23 protein-coding genes are annotated in these 22,352 nt (G+C 64.0%); 6 read left to right on the top strand and 17 right to left on the bottom strand.

Annotation, left to right across the window (positions count from 1 at the left end; translation table 11 throughout):
* The first annotated feature begins 89 nt into the window (after nt 1–89).
* A complete protein-coding gene (locus OEJ36_RS00560; RefSeq protein ID WP_411860953.1) occupies nt 90–1,073 on the top strand; it encodes a DMT family transporter in 984 nt (327 codons plus the stop codon).
* Here the strand turns inward: OEJ36_RS00560 and OEJ36_RS00565 are convergent.
* The 3 genes from OEJ36_RS00565 to OEJ36_RS00575 all read right to left on the bottom strand — a co-directional run bounded on the left by OEJ36_RS00565 (nt 1,064) and on the right by OEJ36_RS00575 (nt 4,480).
* A complete protein-coding gene (locus OEJ36_RS00565; RefSeq protein WP_021222520.1) occupies nt 1,064–1,777 on the bottom strand; it encodes a tRNA-uridine aminocarboxypropyltransferase in 714 nt (237 codons plus the stop codon). The genes OEJ36_RS00560 and OEJ36_RS00565 overlap by 10 nt on opposite strands.
* Complete coding sequence (locus OEJ36_RS00570) at nt 1,774–2,685, bottom strand: carbon-nitrogen hydrolase family protein (protein ID WP_263399975.1); 912 nt, start codon at nt 2,683–2,685, stop codon at nt 1,774–1,776. The genes OEJ36_RS00565 and OEJ36_RS00570 overlap by 4 nt, the downstream gene beginning before the upstream one ends.
* Nucleotides 2,686–2,779: 94 nt before the next feature.
* Nucleotides 2,780–4,480, bottom strand: a complete 1,701-nt coding sequence (locus OEJ36_RS00575; RefSeq protein ID WP_263399976.1) for an OmpP1/FadL family transporter — start codon at nt 4,478–4,480, stop codon at nt 2,780–2,782.
* A gap of 701 nt (nt 4,481–5,181) precedes the next feature.
* Here OEJ36_RS00575 and OEJ36_RS00580 point away from each other — a divergent pair.
* Nucleotides 5,182–5,598, top strand: a complete 417-nt coding sequence (locus tag OEJ36_RS00580) for a quorum-sensing-regulated virulence factor family protein (RefSeq protein ID WP_263399977.1) — start codon at nt 5,182–5,184, stop codon at nt 5,596–5,598.
* 11 nt (nt 5,599–5,609) lie between these two features.
* Here OEJ36_RS00580 and OEJ36_RS00585 read toward each other — a convergent pair whose 3' ends face one another.
* Nucleotides 5,610–5,804: a hypothetical protein gene (locus tag OEJ36_RS00585; protein WP_263399978.1), complete on the bottom strand. Its 195-nt coding sequence runs from the start codon at nt 5,802–5,804 to the stop codon at nt 5,610–5,612.
* Nucleotides 5,805–6,166: 362 nt separating this feature from the next.
* Here OEJ36_RS00585 and OEJ36_RS00590 point away from each other — a divergent pair, with 362 nt between their 5' ends.
* Nucleotides 6,167–7,240 carry a TIGR00730 family Rossman fold protein gene (locus OEJ36_RS00590; RefSeq protein WP_263399979.1) on the top strand — a complete coding sequence of 358 codons (1,074 nt, stop codon included), beginning with the start codon at nt 6,167–6,169 and terminating at the stop codon, nt 7,238–7,240.
* Nucleotides 7,241–7,316: 76 nt separating this feature from the next.
* Here OEJ36_RS00590 and recX read toward each other — a convergent pair whose 3' ends face one another.
* The 3 genes from recX to OEJ36_RS00605 form a co-directional block, all read right to left on the bottom strand.
* Nucleotides 7,317–7,784, bottom strand: coding sequence for a recombination regulator RecX (gene recX, locus OEJ36_RS00595; protein WP_263399980.1), 468 nt, complete (start codon nt 7,782–7,784; stop codon nt 7,317–7,319).
* A 5-nt stretch (nt 7,785–7,789) separates the two neighbouring features.
* Nucleotides 7,790–8,839: a recombinase RecA gene (gene recA, locus OEJ36_RS00600; RefSeq protein WP_263399981.1), complete on the bottom strand. Its 1,050-nt coding sequence runs from the start codon at nt 8,837–8,839 to the stop codon at nt 7,790–7,792.
* 86 nt (nt 8,840–8,925) lie between these two features.
* The gene (locus tag OEJ36_RS00605; RefSeq protein WP_263399982.1) at nt 8,926–9,438 is read right to left on the bottom strand and encodes a CinA family protein; all 513 of its coding nucleotides are present in this window, start codon (nt 9,436–9,438) and stop codon (nt 8,926–8,928) included.
* A 129-nt stretch (nt 9,439–9,567) separates the two neighbouring features.
* Between OEJ36_RS00605 and mutS the strand changes: the two genes are divergently transcribed.
* Nucleotides 9,568–12,147 carry a DNA mismatch repair protein MutS gene (gene mutS, locus OEJ36_RS00610; protein ID WP_263399983.1) on the top strand — a complete coding sequence of 860 codons (2,580 nt, stop codon included), beginning with the start codon at nt 9,568–9,570 and terminating at the stop codon, nt 12,145–12,147.
* A gap of 138 nt (nt 12,148–12,285) precedes the next feature.
* Nucleotides 12,286–12,609, top strand: coding sequence for a ferredoxin FdxA (gene fdxA, locus OEJ36_RS00615; protein ID WP_021219412.1), 324 nt, complete (start codon nt 12,286–12,288; stop codon nt 12,607–12,609).
* 481 nt (nt 12,610–13,090) lie between these two features.
* On the opposite strand, the gene rpoS is transcribed toward fdxA, so the two are convergent.
* The 8 genes from rpoS to OEJ36_RS00655 all read right to left on the bottom strand — a co-directional run bounded on the left by rpoS (nt 13,091) and on the right by OEJ36_RS00655 (nt 20,350).
* Nucleotides 13,091–14,089 carry an RNA polymerase sigma factor RpoS gene (gene rpoS, locus OEJ36_RS00620; RefSeq protein ID WP_021219413.1) on the bottom strand — a complete coding sequence of 333 codons (999 nt, stop codon included), beginning with the start codon at nt 14,087–14,089 and terminating at the stop codon, nt 13,091–13,093.
* A gap of 103 nt (nt 14,090–14,192) precedes the next feature.
* Complete coding sequence (locus OEJ36_RS00625; RefSeq protein ID WP_263399984.1) at nt 14,193–15,053, bottom strand: peptidoglycan DD-metalloendopeptidase family protein; 861 nt, start codon at nt 15,051–15,053, stop codon at nt 14,193–14,195.
* 203 nt (nt 15,054–15,256) lie between these two features.
* Complete coding sequence (locus OEJ36_RS00630; protein WP_169708397.1) at nt 15,257–15,892, bottom strand: protein-L-isoaspartate(D-aspartate) O-methyltransferase; 636 nt, start codon at nt 15,890–15,892, stop codon at nt 15,257–15,259.
* Between the two features lie 41 nt (nt 15,893–15,933).
* Entirely contained in the window at nt 15,934–16,683 is a 750-nt protein-coding gene (surE, locus tag OEJ36_RS00635) for a 5'/3'-nucleotidase SurE (RefSeq protein ID WP_263399985.1), read from the bottom strand.
* Entirely contained in the window at nt 16,671–17,729 is a 1,059-nt protein-coding gene (gene truD / locus OEJ36_RS00640; RefSeq protein ID WP_263399986.1) for a tRNA pseudouridine(13) synthase TruD, read from the bottom strand. The genes surE and truD overlap by 13 nt, the downstream gene beginning before the upstream one ends.
* Complete coding sequence (gene ispF, locus OEJ36_RS00645) at nt 17,726–18,199, bottom strand: 2-C-methyl-D-erythritol 2,4-cyclodiphosphate synthase (RefSeq protein ID WP_263400164.1); 474 nt, start codon at nt 18,197–18,199, stop codon at nt 17,726–17,728. Before ispF ends, truD begins: the two co-directional genes overlap by 4 nt.
* Before the next feature lie 111 nt (nt 18,200–18,310).
* Nucleotides 18,311–19,156 (bottom strand): S-formylglutathione hydrolase, encoded by an 846-nt coding sequence (gene fghA / locus OEJ36_RS00650; protein ID WP_021219418.1) that lies wholly within the window; start codon nt 19,154–19,156, stop codon nt 18,311–18,313.
* Between the two features lie 81 nt (nt 19,157–19,237).
* Nucleotides 19,238–20,350, bottom strand: a complete 1,113-nt coding sequence (locus OEJ36_RS00655) for an S-(hydroxymethyl)glutathione dehydrogenase/class III alcohol dehydrogenase (RefSeq protein WP_043243643.1) — start codon at nt 20,348–20,350, stop codon at nt 19,238–19,240.
* 104 nt (nt 20,351–20,454) lie between these two features.
* On the opposite strand from OEJ36_RS00655, the gene OEJ36_RS00660 reads away from it, so the two are divergent.
* Complete coding sequence (locus OEJ36_RS00660; RefSeq protein WP_263399987.1) at nt 20,455–21,366, top strand: LysR substrate-binding domain-containing protein; 912 nt, start codon at nt 20,455–20,457, stop codon at nt 21,364–21,366.
* Here OEJ36_RS00660 and ispD read toward each other — a convergent pair.
* A complete protein-coding gene (gene ispD, locus OEJ36_RS00665) occupies nt 21,342–22,052 on the bottom strand; it encodes a 2-C-methyl-D-erythritol 4-phosphate cytidylyltransferase (protein ID WP_263399988.1) in 711 nt (236 codons plus the stop codon). The genes OEJ36_RS00660 and ispD overlap by 25 nt on opposite strands.
* Complete coding sequence (gene ftsB / locus OEJ36_RS00670; RefSeq protein WP_021219422.1) at nt 22,049–22,330, bottom strand: cell division protein FtsB; 282 nt, start codon at nt 22,328–22,330, stop codon at nt 22,049–22,051. Before ftsB ends, ispD begins: the two co-directional genes overlap by 4 nt.
* Nucleotides 22,331–22,352: the final 22 nt, after the last annotated feature.

Here is a 22,352-nt window from a genome sequence, read left to right on the forward strand (position 1 = left end):
GATCTTGTCGGAAACACCCGGCACGAGGGAGGTGCCGCCTCTGCCAAGCCCTGAACTGCTTACGGGTTGGCCGTAAAGCGGCGCTCAGCATGCCGACCCGCAACGGGGTGGTCAAGCAGGCATCTTTACGGCAAAGTCTGCGCCTTTGCCCGCCGAGAATCACCATGCGAAGCCACGCCCTGCGCGCCGATATCCTGATGCTGATCACCGCCGCCATCTGGGGTGCCGCATTCGTCGCTCAGCGCCTGGGCATGGATGCCATCGGCCCCTTCCTCTATACCGGCCTGCGCTTCACCCTCGGTGCGCTGGTGCTGCTACCGCTGCTGTTCCTGCTGCCACGCCCGGCACCGAAAGCGCCACTGAATCGGGGCATGCTGCTGGGCGGCGTGCTGATGGGCCTGGCCCTGTCGCTGGGCATCAACCTGCAGCAGGTGGGCCTGCTGTTCACCAGCGTGACCAACTCGGGCTTCATCACCGGGCTGTACGTGATCATCGTGCCGCTGCTGGGGCTGCTGCTGGGCCACCGCACTGGTATGGGCACCTGGCTGGGGGCCGGTCTGGCCGTCGCGGGCATGTTCCTGCTCAGCGTCGGTGAGAACTTCCAGGTCGCGTCGGGCGACTGGCTGCAGCTGTGCGGCGCCTTCGTCTGGGGCGTGCATGTGTTGCTGGTGGGCTTCTTCGCCAGCCGCTATGACCCGATCCGCCTGGCCATCCTGCAGTTCATCACCTGCGCGGTGATCAGCATGGTGCTGGCCGTGGTGCTGGAGGAGATCCGCCTCGACGCCATCCTCGCGGCCGGCCCGGCGATCCTCTATGGCGGCGTCATCGCCGTAGCCATTGGCTACACCCTGCAAGTGGTGGCGCAGAAACATGCCATCGCCTCGCACGCGGCGATCATCCTGTCCCTGGAAGCGGTGTTCGCCGCCATCGCCGGGGCCCTGTTGCTGGACGAATCGCTGCATGCCCGTGGCTACCTGGGCTGCGGCCTGATGTTCGTCGGCATGCTGATCGCGCAGCTGTGGCCACAACGCAAGGCTGCGGCCGCAAGCGCAGAGACGGCCTCTCAGAGATAGGGGCTGAGTGCCTGGTGGGCCGGGCTGGCCAGGTCCAGCGGCAGGGCGCGCTTGGCACCGATGTAGTGCTCGGTGAATACATCCAGGTAGGCGTTCAGCGCCCCTGCCGCACGCTCATCCCCGGCCAGCTCCAGGCACAACGCCGCCACTTCAGCGGTGCACAGGTGCTCCTCGCGATTGGACCGGCGCAGGCGATAGCGGGAAATCTGCTCTGGCTGCAGGCTGAGCACCGGGAAGCGATCCAGGTAGGGGCTCTTGCGGAACATCTTGCGGGCCTCGCTCCAGGTGGCGTCCAGCAGGATGAACAGCGGGCGCTTGCCCTCCTCCACCTGCACGTCGCTGACCACCCGTGATTGCGGCTCGACATACTCACCCGGGAACACCAGGTACGGCTGCCATTGCGGGTCGTCGAGCAGGGCGATGATCGCCGGGTCGACCTCGGTGCGCGACCAACCGAACGCGGCCGTATCGGCCACGATGTCGGCGATCAGCCAGCCGGTATTGCTCGGCTTCATCGGTTCCGAGCAGTACATGAACAGGCACACGCCCGAGCGCACATCCACCTGCGGGCGCAGCGCGCAGAAGCAGTATTCGGCGATCACCCGGCAACCCGGGCAGCGTGGCGAACGGGCCCCACGGGCGACGAAGGGGCGGGTACTGCGCGCCAGGCACTCGGCGCGCAGGCGGGAAACGGCGTGACTCATCGGGTAACGGTCCAGTGCAACTGATAGAGGTCGCGGCGCCGGTCCTGGCCGTTGCGCACGGCACCCTGCTGGCGCAGTTGTGCGAGGCGGGCGAGGTCCAGATCGGCGATCGCGAAGGATTCGATATTGGCGTCCGCCTGGGCCAGCACGGCATCGGGCGGGAATGGCAGGTCGGCCGGGCTGAAGATCGCCGACTGGCTGTACTGGGTGTCGACGTTGTCCACGCCACGCAGCAGGCCGACGCCGCCGGCGATGGCGACGTAGCACTCGTTCTCCACCGCGCGGGCCTGGGCACAGAGACGCACGCGCAGGTAGCCGTGACGGGTGTCGGTCCAGAACGGCACCAACAGGATCTCCAGCCCCTGCTCACGCAGCAGCCGTGGCAGCTCGGGGAACTCCACGTCGTAGCAGACGAGGATGCCGACCCGGCCGACATCGCTGTCGAACACCTGCAGGCTGTTGCCACCTTCCAGGCCCCAGGCTTCACGCTCGTTGGGGGTGATGTGCAGCTTGGGCTGGCGGTCCTGGCTGCCGTCGCGGTGGCACAGCCAGCTCATATTGAGCATGCGCCCGCCCTCTTCCAGCGGCAGGCTGCCCGGGCACAGGTTGACCCGGTAGCGTTGGGCCAGGCGTGAGAACGCGGCCAGCAGCGGCTCGGTGTATTCGGCGAGCTTGCGCATCTGCGCCGGGCCCTGGGCGAATCGTGCGCCCTTGAGCAGGTTGACGTGGAAGAACTCGGGGAATACCGCCAGGTCGACGCCATAACCGGCGAGGGTCGCCACCGTATGCTCCAGAGCATCCAGAAGGGCCGGCAGCTCACTGCTCTGGCCGAGCGCCCACTGCACGGTGGCGACACGCACGGGACGGCGTTGCTGGGCAAGCGGCAGGGCGGTTTCCGGGCCTGGCATGGCGGGCTCCTGAAGGGCGGGGGAATGCCGCGCAGTTTACCTGCGCCTCCACGGAAAAGGGCGGCCGCAGCCGCCCTTCTGTCCGCGCCCGCACTCAGAAGGTGTGGTTGAGGGCCAGGCCGATGAAGTGGATCTGGGTCTTGTACTCGCCCTTGTAGTTACCGCCGTTGCCGGTGCAGCGCACGCCGCTGTCGACATAGGGGCCGCCGCTGCCGGGAACCCAGCCGGCCGGGGAGCAGTTGTCGGTGTAGTCCATCTTGCCGGTGTCGAACTGCACGAAGCTGTAGGCAAGGTCCACCGAGGTGTCCTTGAACAGCTTGTAGTTGGCGCCGAAGGACATCCAGTAACGATCCGCGTCGGGGAAGCCCGGATGGCGGGTGGTGGAGCCGCTGACCGGGCTCTTGTCGTAGGCGACGCCGGTGCGCAGCAGCAGGTCATCGCTGTACTGGTAGTTCATCCCCAGGGAGATCTTGTAGGTGTCGTTCCAGTCCTGCTTGACGTTGAGGTCGCCCTCGGTGACGCCGTTGAAGTAGGGATAGCCGGCGACCTGATCAAGACCAACGCCGATGTTGTCCAGCCGCGAGTGGCGGGTCCAGGTGACGTCGGCCATCAGCGCGACCTTGTCGTTGAGCTGGTGGAAGGCGTTGATGGACAGCGACTCGGGGGTGTCGATCGAGGTGCTGGCGTTGGAGTTGGGGTGCAGGCGGCTGGCGGCGAAGTCGCCGGGGTTGATCCAGTTGGATGGGTCGAGCACCTGCTCCAGCGCATCCTGTGGCGGCAAGGTGATGATCCCGAGATCGATACCGCCGCTCAGGTCTGTCGTGGGGGAAGGAACGGCCCCCTGAACGCCAGCGAAGCTCCATTTCGATTCGCCTTCCAGCGTGTGCTTGATATGAGAGCGGTAGGAAACACCGAAGCGAGTGAACTCGGTGGGCTCCCACAGGTAGCCGATGTTCCAGCCGAAGCCCCAGTCATCACCCTTGGCGCGGAAGTAGCCATCGCCCTGGACGTTATCCGAGAAGTTGGAGGCCACACAGTCCACGAAGGAGTCACCGGTCTGCCCGTCACAGCTACTGATTTCGGTGGGTACGTTGACGCCATAGAGCAGAGGGATCGCGAACTGCCCGAGAGGCGACGCCGCCAGCTCGGTGACATCCTGGTTGGCCGCGACGAACTGCCCGGCCAATTGCCGCGACGCGCCTTTCACATCCGCCGCGCCACGCTGGACCGACTTGATGTACTGGGCCGAGACGCCGAAGCCGATGCTGTGATGCTCGTTGAACCGGTAGGCGATGCTGGGGTTGAAGTTGACCGTCTCCAGGCTCGCCGACTGGATGCCGTAGCGGCCGCTCCAGTCTTCCTCGTAATCCAGCTTGGCGCCGTAGGGCACGAAGATGCCCATGCCGATGGTGACGTTGTCGTTGATCTCCTTGGAGAAGTAGAAGTTCGGCGCCGCAGCAGCGTCCGGCAGGTAGGAACCGGCATCGCCATCACCCGTGCCGGTGGGGTTGCCGAACAGGTCGGTGGAACCCTTGTCTTCGTATTCGCCCTTGGGGATCAGGATGCTTATTCCCGATGTCATCTGGGTACCCTTGAGGCGGGCCAGCCCGGCAGGGTTGTAGAAAATCACGGAGGGATCGGCCGCTTCCGCGCCATTGGCATGGGCAGTGCCCTGAGCAGAGACGGATTGCGAACCGAAGTGGTACCCGGACGCCAGGACCGGGGGGGTGAATGTAAGCACCAGACTGCCGCCGCAGAACGCGGTGAGCCAGCCGGCAGGACGAGTTATTGTCATTGTTCTCGACTCCCAACTTTTTAAGACGGCACCCGGGAGCACCGTTGAATCAGCCTTCCTCTTTGGCCCGCACGCAAGTGTTTCTGGGGCTTGGCCGGCCAACCTCACTGGACGCCGGGGACGTCCGTTTTTTGTGACAGTTCGTGTTTCCCGCACTATCCCCGACCTTTAGTCGTGGTGACCCGCAAGGTCGGCGAAGGGGGTAACACCCGAGGACAGGTGACCGGCTGGTCGATGAAAACCTGCCGTTTCGCTTATCCGGAGCGGGTATCTCGCGCTGCCGCCTATCACGGTGGCTCAGGGCCCGGGGCATCTCCGGAAAGCGTTGTTACCTATTGCCCCGCCCGCGTGAATTGACTCCTTCGATCGTGATTCGCTGCGGCCCGCACTTCACCGCCAGTGGGACGTTCACAAAACGCGAAGATCAATCCGTGCGCACTGGCAAATCGCCATCCACCTCTGAAGTGACAGACCGGCACGCTGGGAATTGATTCAAGGGAGATTTCGCGGGGGGATTCCATGCGCTGTCGCACGGGAGGAAAGCCTTGATGGGCGGGGGATTGCGGGAGGGACCGATTGCCTCTTGATCTGCCTCGCCCGCTTGTTCAGGATGCGCCAACGATGAGGCCGGGCGATTTCAAGGTGACGCTGAACACCTGCGCCAACCTCGGGTCAAAGGCTGCCAACCGTTGGAGATTTTCATGCCGCGCCACCTCGCAATCGCACTCGCACTCGCTTTGCCCTTCACCGTCCAGGCGGCCTCGCTGAAGGACTTCGAGCTGACCAAAATGCTGGAAAAGGTGGCGGAGGAAAGCAGTGTCGGCACGCCGCGGGCGATCAACGAAGACATTCTCGACCAGGGTTACACCGTGTCGGGAGCGGAACTGGTGAACCACCTGAGCGTGCGCGAGGCGCATGCCGCGCAAATGCGCGCCAACCCGGACTCCATGCGAGCGCAACTGGCCAACAGCGTGTGTCGCAACAATGGCTACCGCCAATTGCTGGCCCGCGGTGCCGCGCTGCGCTACGAGTTCAGCGAATACAAGACCAATCGCCCAGTGGGCAGCGAGCGCTTCATTGCCAGCGATTGCGGCCTCAAGAGCCAGCCTGCGAACTGAAACTCCGCCGCTCAATCCTTGGCGGCACGCCGCTGCTCGTCGTCGGCGCGGAGCTCCGCCAGCAGCGCCTCCATATAGCGTGACCGACGCAGGCCGCCGTCCAGCCTGCGCAGGCACTCCTCTTCCAGACTCAGGCCGTTGGTGCGCGCGGCCTGCTGCAACATGCGATATAGCTCGAGGTCGATCTCCAGACTCAGCTTGGGCATGCCTGCCCCTCCTCCGCCTATTCCTGCACGGTCCGCGCAAGCCGGGCTTGCCCGGGCCTCCCTTTAACTTCGTGTGTCTACAGTGGCAGGTTAGGTGAGGCCTGGAACGGTGCCACTGCCCTGAAGGGAGGCGCCGACAGATTCCGACAAGCGCGACCGATAGCCACGACGAAACAATTCCCCTCCTATCCTCCGCGTATCGGCGGGCGCCAACTGGAAAAGATCCCGGGGCTGAAGCAAGCTGTAAATGAGCGCTCAGCGGCCCGCGTGGATTCGGCCCGGACAATCGATGACGCTCTGCGCGATGCGACCGCCCTGATGTTCGACGCACCGCGGCGCAGTTGATGAGCAAGGAGAACACTATGCCGTACGAACCGGACGACTACCTGTCGAGACACTTCCAGACCAGTGGGATCGATCTCAACCAGAAGGTCGATGAACTGATCAACCTCACGGTCCCGGGGGACAGCCGCAACCTCGCGCTGTACCGGGAAATGGTGATCACCGTGGTGCGCATGGCCCAGGCCGACCGCAACCGCTGGGACGCCAAGATCATGCTGCAGACGCTCCGCGAGATGGAGCATGCCTTCAGCGTTCTCGAACAGTTCAAGCGTCGCCGCAAGGTCACCGTATTCGGTTCGGCGCGGACGCCGGTCGAACACCCCATCTACGCCCTGGCCCGGGATCTGGGCGCGGAGCTGGCCAAGCTCGACCTGATGGTGATCACCGGCGCTGGTGGCGGCATCATGGCCGCGGCCCACGAAGGTGCAGGCCTGGAGAACAGCCTGGGGCTGAACATCACCCTGCCCTTCGAACAGCACGCCAACGCGACGGTAGACGGTACGGACAACCTGCTGTCCTTCCATTTCTTCTTCGTGCGCAAGCTGTTCTTCGTCAAGGAAGCGGACGCACTGGTGCTCTGCCCGGGCGGCTTCGGCACCCTCGACGAAGCCCTCGAAGTGCTCACCCTGGTGCAGACCGGTAAGAGCCCGCTGGTGCCGATCGTCTTGCTCGACGAGCCCAACGGTAGCTACTGGAAGGACGCGCTGGATTTCCTCGACCGCCAGTTGGCGCAGAACCGCTACATCCTGCCCACCGACTTGAGGCTGATGCGCCTGGTCAGCAGCGCGGAAGAAGCCGCCGACGAGATCGCCCGCTTCTACGGCAACTACCATTCGAGCCGTTGGCTCAAGGGCAGCTTCCTGGTTCGCATGAACCATGGTTTGAACGAGGCAGCACTGACGACCGTCCGCGAAACCTTCGGCGACCTCTGCCTGCAAGGCACCTTCGAACAGCGCCCGTATTGCGAGTCGGAAAAGGACGAGCCCGAGTTCTGCGACCTCGTCCGCCTGGCCTTCACCTTCAATGGCCGCGACCACGGGCGCTTGCGTGAACTGATCGACTTCATCAACGAACGCCAACACTGGGCCAGCTGACCCGGACATCCGACTACCTCCCCAAAACGGCAAGCAGCCATGCGCGATCAGCGCATGGCTCAGGGCCGGAGAGAACTCAGTCGTCCAGTGAAGCGCCGCGCAACAGCCGGCCGATCATGTCCATGGAATAGCCACGGTAGGCGAGGTAACGCCCTTGCTTGGCGCGCTCACGCGCATCGCTTGGCCGCTCACCCGAGAACTTGCGCTGCCAGACATCACGAAGATGGCTGCCCCAATCGATGCCCGCCTCACGCAGGGCGGACTCGATGGCATCCCTGGGCAGGCCACGCTGGGCGAGATCTTCGCGGATACGCTGCGGCCCATAGCCTGCACGGGCACGGCTGGCCACGAAGCTTTCCAGGTAACGGGACTCGTCGAGCAGTCCCTCGTCCGCAAGGCGGTCAAGGGCACTGTCGATCAACTCAGGAGGGGCGCCGCGTTGACGCAACTTGCGCGTCAACTCGACTCGCCCGTGCTCGCGTCGTGCCAGGAGGTCCATGGCAGCCCGCCGCACTGCGGCGGGGCTGTCGAGCACGATGGGCATTGGGATTAGAAGTCGGCTTCGGTTTCAGCGACTTCCTTGGCGGAAGCGGCGTCAGGCTTGACCGCATCACGATTGAGCAGCTGCTCGCGAATCAGCTTCTCGACGGTCTTGCCCACTTCCGGGTTGTCTTCCAGGTACTTGGCGGAATTGGCCTTGCCCTGGCCGATCTTGTTGCCCTGGTAGCTGTACCAAGCGCCGGATTTCTCCAGGATGCCCTGCTGTACGCCCAGGTCGATGATCTCGCCGTTGCGGTAGATGCCCTTGCCGTAAAGGATCTGGAACTCGGCCTGACGGAAAGGCGGAGCGACCTTGTTCTTCACGACCTTGACGCGGGTTTCGCTACCCACCACTTCCTCGCCTTCCTTCACCGCGCCGATGCGGCGGATGTCGAGGCGGACGGAAGCGTAGAACTTCAGGGCGTTACCACCGGTGGTGGTTTCCGGGCTGCCGAACATCACGCCGATCTTCATACGGATCTGGTTGATGAAGATGACCAGGCAGTTGGCGTTCTTGATGTTGCCGGTGATCTTGCGCAGCGCCTGGGACATGAGGCGGGCTTGCAAACCAACGTGGGAGTCGCCCATCTCGCCTTCGATCTCGGCTTTGGGCACGAGTGCGGCAACGGAGTCGACGATGATCACGTCAACGGCATTGGAACGCACCAGCATGTCGGTGATTTCCAGGGCCTGTTCGCCGGTGTCCGGCTGGGAAACCAGCAGGTCGTCGACGTTCACGCCCAGCTTGCCGGCGTAGTCCGGGTCGAGCGCGTGTTCAGCGTCGACGAAGGCGCAGGTGGCGCCCATTTTCTGAGCTTCGGCGATCACGGACAGGGTGAGGGTCGTCTTGCCGGAAGATTCCGGACCGTAGATTTCCACGATACGGCCCTTGGGCAGGCCGCCGATGCCGAGGGCGATGTCCAGGCCGAGAGAGCCGGTGGAGATAGCCGGAATGGCCTGGCGATCATGATCGCCCATGCGCATGACCGCGCCCTTGCCGAACTGCTTCTCGATCTGGCCCAGGGCAGCCGACAAAGCACGCTTCTTGTTCTCGTCCATTGAAGTCCTCGCTAATCAAGAGGGCCTGACAGGCCACCAACAACTGTATAAGTAGCCAGTATTATTCCATAGGGCAAGACCCACGCCTACCCCTCGGACGCTTTTTCTCCTGCAGCTAGTCGGATAAGCCCATCCAGGGCCCTGGCGACCGTCTGCTGGCGAACGGCCTGCCGATCGCCATCGAAGCGGCAACGGCACGAAGACAAGGAATCGCTATCGGCCCAGGCCAGCCAGACCGTGCCCACCGGCTTCTCCGCCGAGCCGCCATCAGGCCCTGCCACGCCACTGACCGCCACGGCGAAACGCGCACCACTGGCGAGCCGGGCCCCCTGCGCCATCGCCTCGACTACTTCGCGACTGACGGCGCCTACGCGGCCGAACAGCTCCTCGGGTACGCCCAGTTGCCGGGTCTTCTGACGATTGGAATAGGTGATGTAACCGGCCTCGAACCAGGCCGAGCTGCCGGGAATGCGAGTGATCGCCTCGGCGATACCTCCCCCGGTGCAGGATTCGGCGGTGGTCGCCTGGGCGCCGAGCCCACGCAACGAATCGCCCAGGCGGGCAGCGAGCTCGGTCAGCCGTGAATCGATATCGGACATGTGCACTCCGGGGTTAAAGCGGGCCAGCGGGATACCGTACACTAGCGCCTTTTGCGTGCAAGGCCGGGCATGGATTCCTCCTCCCGAACGCACCTTGTCGCCCCACATTCAAGACAGATGCGCTGACAGATGGCCAAAGATACCCAGGACCTCTCCGACCACACCCCGATGATGCAGCAGTACTGGCGACTGAAGAACCAGCACCCGGACCAGCTGATGTTCTATCGCATGGGTGACTTCTACGAGATCTTCTACGAAGACGCCAAGAAGGCGGCCAAGCTCCTCGACATCACCCTCACTGCTCGCGGCCAGTCCGCCGGCAAGTCGATCCCCATGGCGGGCATTCCCTTCCATTCGGTGGAAGGCTACCTCGCCAAACTGGTGAAGCTGGGCGAGTCGGTGGTCATCTGCGAGCAGATCGGCGACCCGGCCACCAGCAAGGGCCCGGTCGAACGCCAGGTGGTGCGCATCATCACCCCCGGCACCATCAGCGATGAGGCGCTGCTGGATGAGCGCCGCGACAACCTGATCGGTGCGGTACTGGGCGACGAACGCCTGTTCGGCCTGGCCGTGCTGGACATCACCAGCGGCCGCTTCAGCGTGCAGGAGATCAAGGGCTGGGAAAACCTGCTGGCCGAACTCGAGCGCATGAACCCTGCCGAACTGTTGATCCCGGACGATTGGCCCCAAGGCCTGCCAGCGGAGAAACGCCGTGGCGTGCGCCGTCGCGCGCCCTGGGATTTCGACCGAGATTCCGCACGCAAAAGCCTATGCCAGCAGTTCGGCGTACAGGACCTCAAGGGCTTCGGCTGCGAAAACCTGACCCTGGCCATCGGCGCCGCCGGCTGCCTGCTGGGCTACGCCAAGGAAACCCAGCGCACCGCCCTGCCCCACCTGCGCAGCCTGCGCCATGATCGCCTGGATGACACGGTGATCCTCGATGGCGCCAGCCGCCGCAACCTGGAGCTGGACATCAACCTCGCAGGCGGGCGCGACAACACCCTGCAATCGGTGGTCGACCGTTGCCAGACCGCCATGGGCAGCCGCCTGCTGAGCCGCTGGCTGAACCGCCCGCTGCGCGACCGCGCCGTACTGGAAGCACGCCAGGACTCCATCAGTTGCCTGCTGGAGCGCTTTCGCTTCGAAGGCCTGCAACCGCAACTGAAGGAAATCGGCGACGTCGAGCGCGTCCTCGCCCGTATCGGCCTGCGCAACGCCCGCCCTCGCGACCTGGCCCGCCTGCGCGACGCCCTGGCCGCCCTGCCGGAACTGCAACAGGCCATGACCGGCCTGGAAGCACCGCACCTTGGCGTCCTGGCCACCAACATCCGCACCTACCCGGAACTGGCGGAGCTTCTTGCCCGCGCCATCATCGAAACACCGCCCGCGGTGATCCGTGACGGTGGCGTGATCAAGACCGGCTACGACGCGGAACTGGACGAGCTGCAAGCCCTGAGCGAGAACGCCGGCCAATACCTGATGGATCTGGAGGCCCGCGAGAAGGCGCGCACCGGCCTGCCCAACCTCAAGGTCGGCTACAACCGCATCCACGGCTACTTCATCGAACTGCCCCGCGTGCAGGCCGAACAGGCTCCCGCCGACTACATCCGCCGCCAGACCCTCAAGGGTGCCGAACGCTTCATCACCCCCGAGCTCAAGGCATTCGAGGACAAGGCGCTATCGGCCAAGAGCCGCGCCCTGGCCCGTGAAAAGATGCTCTACGAGGAACTGCTGGAGCAGTTGATCGAACAGCTGGCGCCGCTGCAGGACACCGCCGCCGCTTTGGCCGAGCTGGACGTGCTGAGCAACCTGGCCGAGCGCGCGCTGAACCTGGACCTGAACCGCCCCCGCTTCGTCGAAGAGCCCTGCATGCGCATCGTGCAAGGTCGCCACCCGGTAGTGGAACAGGTACTGGATACCCCCTTCGTGGCCAACGACCTGTCGCTGGACGACGCCACGCGCATGCTGATCATCACCGGCCCGAACATGGGCGGTAAATCGACCTACATGCGCCAGACCGCCCTCATCGTCCTGCTGGCCCATATCGGCAGCTTCGTGCCGGCAGCCAGTTGCGAACTGTCGCCGGTGGACCGCATCTTCACCCGCATCGGTTCCAGCGACGACCTGGCCGGTGGCCGTTCCACCTTCATGGTGGAGATGAGCGAGACCGCCAACATCCTGCACAACGCCACCGACAGCAGCCTGGTGCTGATGGACGAAGTGGGCCGTGGCACCAGCACCTTCGACGGCCTGTCCCTGGCCTGGGCCGCCGCCGAGCACCTGGCGCGCCTGCGCGCCTACACGCTGTTCGCCACCCACTATTTCGAGCTGACCGTGCTGCCGGAAAGCGAGCCGGTGGTGGCCAACGTCCACCTCAATGCCACCGAGCACAACGAGCGCATCGTTTTCCTGCACCATGTGCTGCCTGGCCCTGCCAGCCAGAGCTATGGCCTGGCGGTGGCTCAGCTTGCCGGTGTCCCGACCGACGTGATCCAGCGCGCCCGCCAGCATCTGGCGCGCCTGGAAACCACCAGCTTGCCCCACGAAGCGCCTAAAGCCGTACCCGGCCAACCCGTACCGCCGATGCAGAGCGACATGTTCGCGAGCCTCCCGCACCCGGTACTGGACGAGTTGGCGAAGCTGCAACCAGACGACCTGACCCCACGCCGTGCGTTGGAGTTGTTATATACATTGAAGGCTCGAATCTAACGCCATAGCGCACAAGCTGTTAGAATCCCGCGCGCTCTGGACGAGCTCCGACCATAAGCCTGAGCCGGAGACGCCATTCCAGAGCCGGGGAGCCCAATTAGCCAGGGTTTCCGAGCCGCCGCTGAGGAGAGAATTAGAATGACCTTCGTCGTCACCGACAACTGCATCAAATGCAAATACACCGACTGTGTGGAAGTCTGTCCGGTGGACTGCTTCTACGAAGGCCCGAACTTCCTGGTCATTCACCCGGACGAGTGCATCGACTGCGCACTGTGCGAGCCCGAATGCCCGGCCCAAGCCATCTTCTCCGAGGACGAAGTCCCAGAGGACATGCAGGAATTCATCGAGCTCAACCGTGATCTCGCTGAAGTCTGGCCGAACATCACCGAGAAGAAAGACGCCCTGGCAGACGCCGAAGAGTGGGATGGCGTCAAAGGCAAGCTCCCGCAACTGGAGCGCTGATCGCCAGACAGCAAAAGGCCCGCAATCGCGGGCCTTTGTTTTTTGCGGGCAAAAAAAAAGGGGCGGTTGCCCGCCCACTCTTTTGTCCCTATCCCTTTAAATCCCTTTCATCATCCTGATGAGTCACATCCCGTGACGTTCCTGGCCGAAGTCCGTATCGGCCCGCAACATTCCGTGTTGCATGGGTCTGATGATAGCGATTCCAGGTAATCGAACAAGGGCACCTGTTGGCGAAACAGCGGCTTATGGCGTTAGACTTAAAAATAAAAAACCTTTGATTTCAATAAGTTAAAAATACACCTCAGCGGTTTCGCCACATTATCGACTGGCTTTTGACCCATAACACTTACATCACTTGTAAGCGAATACTTACAAGCTCGTTATGGGTAAACAACGAAACGGCGACATAACCACTTGTTCCTGATCGGCTCCCCAAAAAAAGAAACCCGGCCAAGGCCGGGTTTCTTTGGATCATCGTCCGTTATTGGAACAAGGCATCACTCGAAAGGCCGTTCTTCTCGAGAATCTCCCGCAAGCGCTTCAACGCTTCCACTTGGATCTGCCTTACCCGTTCCCGGGTCAGGCCAATTTCCTGGCCGACTTCCTCGAGCGTACAGCTCTCATGGCCGCGCAAACCAAAGCGGCGTACAACGACTTCGCGCTGTTTATCCGTCAATTCGGAAAGCCATTGATCGATGCTCTGCGACAAATCGTCATCCTGCAGCAACTCGCAGGGGTCGGTAGGACGGTCGTCGGTCAGGGTATCGAGCAGCGTCTTGTCCGAATCCGGGCCTAGGGAAACGTCCACCGAGGTAACCCGCTCGTTCAGGCCGAGCATCCGCTTTACCTCTTCAACCGGCTTCTCGAGCAGGTTGGCGATTTCTTCGGCGGAGGGCTCGTGATCGAGCTTGTGGGTCAACTCCCGCGCTGCGCGCAGATAGACGTTGAGTTCCTTGACCACATGGATCGGCAGCCGGATGGTCCGGGTCTGATTCATGATCGCGCGTTCGATGGTCTGGCGTATCCACCAGGTTGCGTAGGTGGAGAAGCGGAAGCCCCGCTCCGGGTCGAACTTCTCGACCGCCCTGATCAAGCCGAGGTTGCCCTCTTCTATCAGGTCCAGCAGGGAGAGCCCCCGGTTGACATAGCGTCGGGCGATTTTCACCACCAGGCGCAGGTTGCTCTCGATCATGCGTTTGCGTCCGGCAGGATCACCACGCTGCGCCAGGCGCGCGAAGTGCACTTCTTCTTCCGGAGTCAGGAGGGGGGAAAAGCCGATTTCGTTGAGGTAGAGCTGGGTCGCGTCGAGGGCGCGCGTGTAGTCGATGTACTTGTGCTGCTTGAGTGAGCTCGACTTGGACTTGGTGCTGGGGGGAGACTCGTGCTCCTCGCTCAATCCCTCGTCCATGACGACGCCTGGCTCCAGGAGGAGCAGTTCGTCGTCTACGTCAAACTCCGGCGCTTCTTTATTGAGTGCCATTGTTGTTGTCCCTTGCTGAGTTCGACAACAAGCCCTGACGATGCCATTTCCTTGGCTACGCCTGAGCCCGTCCATCCCACGTGGGTGACGGGCCGACGTCGGATCAACGACGAGGCAGATATTGCAGTGGATCTACAGGCTTACCTTGGCGGCGAATTTCAAAGTGAAGCTTCACCCGGTCAGTACCCGTTGAGCCCATCTCTGCAATGGTCTGTCCGACCTTGACCTGCTGTCCTTCCCGTACCAGCAACCTGCGGTTGTGACCGTAAGCGCTTACGTAGGTATCGCTGTGCTTGATGATCACCAATTCGCCGTAGCCCCGTAATCCACTTCCGGCGTAAACAACGGAACCATCCGATGCAGCTAAAACAGGCTGGCCTAATTCACCTGCTATATCAATCCCTTTATTCAAACTACCGTTTGAGGAAAAACGACCGATCATCGCGCCACTCGCAGGCCACGCCCAGCCAGTCGCAGAGCGGGTTACAGGCAAGGTCGGGGTCGTTGCCGGCGTGGTCGCAACAGGAGGCGGCACGGGTTTGGTCGGCTGGTTCTGGACCGGCTGGCTCGACTGCGTAGTGGGTTGCTTCGGCGGCGGCGTAGTGACGACAGGCGCTGTCGCAACGGAACGTACCGGAGCGGAATTGGACTGCCCGTCGAAGCGAATCGTCTGCCCCGGACGGATCACATAGGGCGCGGGAATCGCGTTGCGGGCAGCCAGGGCTTTCCAGTCCCAGCCGAAACGGAAGGCAATGGAATAGAGGGTATCGCCCCGCTGGACACGGTACTGGCCCGTGGTCACCGGCTGGCGCTGCTGGGCAGCGGCACGGCCATCACGGTCGACCACCTGCACACCGCCAGGCGGCGAGCTGGCGCACCCAGCCAGCAACAAGCCGACGGCAACGATGGACAACAGTCCTCGTGTGCTTCCCATGCTGATCCTCTGCCTAATGGCCAGGCTCATTCCTGTCCCCTTTCCCCAACGCCCAAAGGTCGTACTTATTGTGTCGAATTTATCGTTCAGGGCCAGTTACCCATTGCTCGTCCCGGGTTGGCCGCTGCATGGCCAGGCCGCAACGACGCATCATCTGTCTGCCAATCAGAAAGGCGATCGGCGCGCGGGTTCCCCGAAGGTCGGAGGATAGTGCGTCGACTCACCCGCCGTGTTCAGGCGAGCGGCCCATTGAGCAGCGGCACGAAGCGCACGGCGTCCAGCACATGGCGCGAGAAGCCCTGCTCCTCGCGGATGATCAGCATCAATTGCTGAACGTCGCCCGCGCCCACCGGAATGACCAGGCGCCCACCGGGAGCCAGTTGATCCAGCAGTGCCTGAGGCACCTCGGCGGCGCCGGCGGTGACGATGATGCCGTTGTAGGGCGCCAGTGCGGACCAGCCCTCCCAGCCATCGCCCCAGCGGAACACCACGTTGCGCAGATTGAGTTCGACCAGGCGCTCCTTGGCGCGATCCTGCAGGCTCTGGATGCGCTCGACCGAGAACACCCGCTCCACCAGCTGCGCCAGGATGGCGGTCTGGTAGCCGGAACCGGTACCGATCTCCAGCACCTTGTCCAACGGCCCCGCCGCCAGCAGCAACTCGCTCATGCGAGCCACCATGTACGGCTGGGAGATGGTCTGGTTGTGCCCGATGGGCAGCGCCGTATCTTCATAGGCGCGATGTGCCAGTGCCTCGTCGACGAACAGATGACGTGGCGTACGGCGGATGGTTTCCAGCACATGGGCGTTGGACAGCCCTTCCTCATAGAGGCGCTGGATCAGACGCTCACGAGTGCGCTGGGAGGTCATGCCGATCCCCCGGCGCAGCAGATCGTCCTGCTCGCGAGCCATCAGAACAGCCTCCCCAACCAGCCTTCGAGGCTGTCGAGGCCCTGGGTGAATGTGCGATCCAGCTGCAGCGGCGTGATGGAGACATAGCCCTGCATCACCGCATGGAAGTCGGTACCCGGGCCGCCATCCTCGGCGTCACCGGCGACCGCGATCCAATAACCTTCCTTGCCCCGGGGGTTGACCACCTTGACCGGCGCCGCCGCACGGGCACGATGGCCGAGGCGGGTCACCTGGATGCCACGGATGCGATCCAGCGGCAGGTTGGGAACGTTCACGTTGAGCACGGTACGCGGCGGCAGGTCGAGCTGGGCATGCCCCTCGACCAGCTTGCGAGCGAAATGTGCGGCAGTGGCGAGGTTCTCCGGCTGCCGCGAAAGCAGCGAGAAGGCGAACGCCGGCAACTCGAGGAAGCGTCCCTCGAGAGCAGCCGCGACGGTGCCGGAATAAAGCACGTCGTCACCCAGGTTGGCGCCGAGGTTGATACCGGAAACCACCATGTCCGGCGTCTGCTCCAGCAGGCCGTTGAGCCCGAGGTGAACGCAATCGGTGGGCGTACCGTTGATGCTGATGTAGCCGTTGTCGAGGCGCTGCGGGCACAGCGGCCGATCCAGGGTGAGCGAGCTGCTGGCACCGCTCTTGTCCTGGTCAGGGGCGATGACCACGCAATCGGCATAACCCTCTAGCGCAGCGTGCAGGGCGGCGAGGCCGGGTGCATTCACCCCGTCGTCGTTGGAAATCAGAATACGCATGGGTTGTCCGTCTGCCCTGCCGGCACCAGATCGACAAGCTCGCGAACCACTGCGGTAGCGAAGCATCCAGCCGGCAGGACGAATTCCAGTTGCAGAACGTCAGGCTCGGGATAATGCCACGTAAGGCCGCCGATGGGGAGGCGGAGGATGCGCCGTTCGTGCGCCATGCCCGCATCCGCCAACCAGTCGCGCAAGGCGGGCTCGGCATCGGCCACCGCCTGTTCGCGCACAGCGCTGTCGCCGCCCGCTGGGGACGGGCCTTCGCCCCACAAGGCACCGGTCGGATGCAGGTCGAGGATCGCCAGGCGCGGGTCCCGGCACTCCTCTTCGCCGGCCATGAAGAAGCTGCGCTTGTCGGTGAAGGCCAGCAGGTCGCCGACTTCGGCACGGTTCCAACTGCCGCTGGCGACACGTTCGGCAAGCACGCGGTTGAACAGATAGCTGCGCCCGGCCGACAGCAGCCGCGAACGCAGGTTGCGCTGTTCCGGCAGCTCGCGGCGCTCGGCAAAGGCACGGGCGTCGACGACATTGCCGCCGCCATGGCCGAAGCGCTGCAGGCCGAAGTAGTTGGGCACGCCGCCGGCAGCCATGGCGGTCAACCGCGCATCGAGGGCCTCATGGTCAGCGGCCAGGCGCGTCAGACGCAGGGTGAAACCGTTGGCCGAGTGCGCACCGCGTTGCAGCTTGCGCTTGTGGCGGGCGCTCTTGAGGATGCGCAGGCTCGAGTTCTCGGCAGCGGAAAGATCCGGATCGGCCTTTCCCGGCAGGTGCAGGCTGAACCACTGGCGGGTCAGCGCCTGGCGATCCTTCAGGCCGGCGTAGCTGATGGTACGCACCGGCACGCCGGCGGCACGGGCGATGCGTCGTGCGGCCTCCTCGGTGTTCAGCTCGCGCTTCTCCACCCACAGCCAGAGGTGTTCGCCTTCGCCGGCGAGGGGGATGTCCAGCACCTCGTCGACCTGGAAGTCTTCGGCGATGGCCTTGAGCACGGCCTGCCCCAGGGGCTCCCCATAGGCACGCGGGCCCAGCAATTCGAGTTCGTTCATGCGTTCAGCAACAGGGCGACTGCGTGAACCGCAATCCCCTCCTCGCGCCCGGTGAAACCGAGCTTCTCGGTGGTGGTGGCCTTGACGTTGACCTGGTCCAGCTCGATGCCGAGGTCCTCGGCGATCAGCGCACGCATGGTCTCGATATGCGGGGCCATCTTCGGCGCCTGGGCAACGATGGTGGCGTCGACGTTGCCGACCTTCCAGCCCTTGTTGCGCACCTGCACCATTACATGGCGCAGCAGCGCGCGGCTGTCGGCGCCCTTGAACTGCGGGTCGGTGTCCGGGAAGTGCTTGCCGATATCACCCAGCGCCGCGGCGCCCAGCAGCGCGTCGGAGAGTGCGTGCAGCAGCACGTCGCCGTCGGAATGGGCGATGAGCCCGAACTTGTGAGGGATGCGCACGCCGCCCAGGGTGATGAAATCCCCTTCGCCAAAGCGATGCACGTCGTAACCGTGGCCAATTCGCATAGTCAAAAAAAGCGCCCTGAAAAGTCAGGGCGCGATTCTAACTGAAAGCGGAAGCTAGGAAGCGGGAAGCCAGACCGGCTTCCAGCCCTCAGGTCACTCCCAGCGGGCTCATCAGCCTTTCAACGCAGCGGCGTGGTGCCGCAGGTGATCGTCGATGAAGCTGGCGATGAAGTAGTAGCTGTGGTCGTAGCCCGGCTGCAGGCGCAACGTCAGCGGATGGTCGGCAGCCTTGGCGGCGGCCTGCAGCGCTTCGGGCTTGAGCTGGTTGACCAGGAAATCATCGCGGTCGCCCTGGTCCACCAGGATCGGCAGGCGCTCGCCGGCCTCGGCGATCAGTGCACAGGCGTCCCACTCGCGCCAGCGCGAGCGGTCATCGCCGAGGTAGCGGGAAAAGGCCTTCTCGCCCCAGGGGCACGCCATCGGGTTAACGATGGGCGCGAAGGCCGACAACGACTGATAGCGCCCCGGGTTACGCAGCGCGCAGACCAGCGCACCATGGCCGCCCATGGAATGCCCACTGATGCCGCGCTTGTCCGAGACCGGGAAGTTGGCCTCGATCAGCGCCGGCAGCTCCTGCACCACGTAGTCGTGCATCCGGTAGTTGCGCGCCCAGGGCTCCTGGGTGGCGTTGAGGTAGAAACCGGCACCGAGGCCGAAGTCCCAGGCACCATCCGGGTCACCCGGCACATCGGCACCACGCGGGCTGGTGTCCGGGGCGACGATGATCAGCCCCAGCTCGGCGGCCAGGCGATGGGCACCGGCCTTCTGCATGAAGTTCTCGTCGCTGCAGGTCAGCCCCGACAGCCAGTACAGCACCGGCAGCTTCGCACCCTGCTCGGCCTGGGGCGGCAGGTAGACAGCGAAGACCATGTCGCAGTTGAGCGTGGTGGAACGGTGGCGATAGCGCTTGTGCCAGCCACCGAAGCTCTTGTTGCTGGAAACGATTTCAAGGGTCATGGGGCCCTCCGGGCAGCAGCAAGCTACAAGTCACAAGCGGCAAGAGACGGCTTGCAGCTTGCAACTTGCGGCTTGCGCTTATCAGTAGTGAATGACGGTACGGATGCTCTTGCCTTCATGCATCAGGTCGAAGGCTTCGTTGATGCGGTCCAGCCCCATGGTGTGGGTGATGAAGGTATCCAGCGGGATCTCGCCCTTCTCGGCCTTTTCCACATAGCTCGGCAGCTCGGTACGGCCCTTTACGCCACCGAAGGCCGAACCGCGCCAGACGCGGCCAGTCACCAACTGGAACGGACGGGTGCTGATCTCCTGGCCGGCACCGGCGACGCCGATGATCACCGACTCGCCCCAGCCCTTGTGGGCGCACTCGAGGGCGGCGCGCATCAGTTGCACGTTGCCGACGCATTCGAAGGAGTAGTCGACGCCGCCGTCGGTCAGCTCGACCACCACGTCCTGGATCGGCTTGTCGTGGTCCTTCGGGTTGATGAAGTCGGTCGCGCCTAGTTCGCGAGCCACATCGAACTTGGCCGGGTTGATGTCGATGGCGATGATGCGCGAGGCCTTGGCCATCTTGGCGCCGATGATCGCCGCCAGGCCGATGCCACCCAGGCCGAAGATGGCCACGGTAGCGCCTTCCTCCACCTTGGCGGTGTTGAGCACCGCGCCGATGCCGGTGGTCACGCCGCAACCCAGCAGGCAGACCTTCTCCAGCGGCGCTTCCTTGGGAATCTTCGCCAGAGAGATTTCCGGCACCACGGTGTATTCGGAGAAGGTCGAGGTGCCCATGTAGTGGTAGATCGGCTGGCCGTTGTAGGAGAAGCGGCTGGTGCCGTCGGGCATCAGGCCCTTGCCCTGGGTGGCGCGCACCTTCTGGCACAGGTTGGTCTTGCCGGACTTGCAGAACTTGCACTCGCGGCACTCGGCCGTATAGAGCGGAATCACGTGGTCGCCCACGGCCAGGGAGGTCACGCCCTCACCCACCGCCTCGACGATGCCGCCACCTTCGTGGCCGAGGATGCAGGGGAACACGCCTTCGGAATCCGCACCGGAGAGGGTGTAGGCGTCGGTGTGGCAGACGCCGGTGGCGACGATGCGCACCAGCACTTCGCCGGCTTTCGGCGGAGCGACGTCCACTTCGACGATCTGCAGGGGTTTGCCGGCCTCGAAGGCAACGGCGGCACGCGACTTGATCATGGTGACTCTCCAGTGGATTTAACGATGGCGGGGAGTGTAGATGAGCGGCCAATGGTAAATAATCAGCCGCAAAGCAAAACATTATTGCCATGCAGGGATAATCGATGAGCCGTTGGGAAGGGTTGGACGAATTCGTCGCCGTGGCCGAGACCGGCCGCTTCACCGCCGCCGCCGAGCGCCTGGGGCTGTCCTCGTCCCATATCAGCCGCCAGGTGGCGCGACTGGAAGAGCGGCTGCAGACCCGTCTTTTCTACCGCAGCACGCGCAAGGTGGCGCTGACCGAAGCCGGGCAGACCTTCCTGCAGCACTGCCAGCGCCTGGTGGATGCACGCGACGAAGCCCTACGCGCCGTCAACGACCTCACCGGCGAGCCCAAGGGGCTGCTGCGCATGACCTGCGCCGTCGCCTACGGCGAGCGCTTCATCGTGCCCCTGGTGAATGAGTTCATGGCCCGGCACCCGCAGTTGCGGGTGGAGATCGAGCTGAGCAATCGCCCGCTGGACCTGGTCCACGAAGGCCTGGACCTGGCCATCCGCCTCGGTCGCCTGCAGGATTCGCGGTTGGTGGCCACGCGCCTGGCGCCCCGGGTCATGTACCTGTGCGCCGCGCCTTCCTACCTGGAGCGCTACGGTCGCCCCCATAGCCTGTCAGAACTCGGCCGGCACAACTGCCTGATCGGCAGCTCGGACCAGTGGAGTTTCCTCGCCGAAGGGCGGGAACAGACGGTACGGGTGCAGGGCAACTGGCGCTGCAACAGTGGCGAGGCGGTACTGGATGCGGCGCTGCGGGGCTTCGGTCTGTGCCAGCTGCCGGACTACTACGTGCTGGAGCACCTGCAGAACAGCCGGCTGGTTTCACTGCTGGAGCAGCATCAGCCCCCGAACACAGCGGTCTGGGCGATTTATCCACAGCAGCGTCACCTGTCGCCCAAGGTGCGCCAACTGGTGGATCTGTTGAAGGAAGGCCTGGCGAACCACCCGGCCTATCGCGATCAGTGCCGGCCGGCCCAGCGCTGACGCAGCCAGTCCAAGTCTTCCGGGCGGGTGACCTTGAGGTTGTCCGCACGCCCTTCGATCAGGCGCGGCGCCTGTCCCGACCACTCGATGGCCGAGGCCTCGTCGGTCACGGCGACGCCTGAGACCAGGGCATCGGCCAGGGCGCGATGCAGGGTGCCGAAGCGGAACATCTGCGGTGTGTAGGCCTGCCAGATGACACTGCGGTCGACGGTCTCGGCCACACGGCCATCAGGCCCGGCACGCTTCAGGGTGTCGCGCGCCGGCACCGCCAGCAGGCCGCCAACAGCGTCATCGGCCAATTCGGCCAGCAGCAGGTCAAGATCACCGCGCGACAGATTGGGCCGGGCAGCGTCGTGCACCAGCACCCAGTCATTCGGGCGCGCACCCAGTTCGTCCAGGCGCAGCAGGGCCTTGAGCACGGTATCGGCACGTTCCTTGCCGCCATCCACCCGCTCGATGCGCGGATCGCTGGCGCAACCCAGTTCGGGCCAGTACGGGTCATCGACGGAAAGGCCGACCACCACGCGCTTGAGACTCGGATGGTCGAGGAAGCAGGCAAGGCTGTGTTCGAGGATGGTCCGCCCTGCCAGCTCCAGGTACTGCTTGGGGCGATCGGCACGCATCCGGGCGCCGACGCCGGCAGCCGGGATCACGGCCCAGAAAGCGGGGAGTTCGGGGGTATTCATTCGGCCAGCTGGTAGAGGGTTTCGCCCTCTTTGACCATACCCAGTTCGTGGCGCGCGCGCTCTTCCACGGTCTCCATGCCCTTCTTGAGCTCGGAAACCTCGGCCTCGAGGATGCGGTTACGTTCCAGCAGGCGTTCGTTCTCGCCCTTCTGGTCGGCGATCTGCCGCTCGAGGTCCGTGACCTGCGCCAGGCTGCCGTCGCCCACCCACAGGCGATACTGCAACCCGGACAAGGCCAGGATCAGTACGACGAACAACCAGTAAGGGGATTTGGCCATCGAAAGAGAAGTTTCCATACGA

The organism is Pseudomonas sp. PDM13 (genome assembly GCF_025685765.1).
Classification (GTDB): Bacteria; Pseudomonadota; Gammaproteobacteria; order Pseudomonadales; family Pseudomonadaceae; genus Metapseudomonas; species Metapseudomonas solani.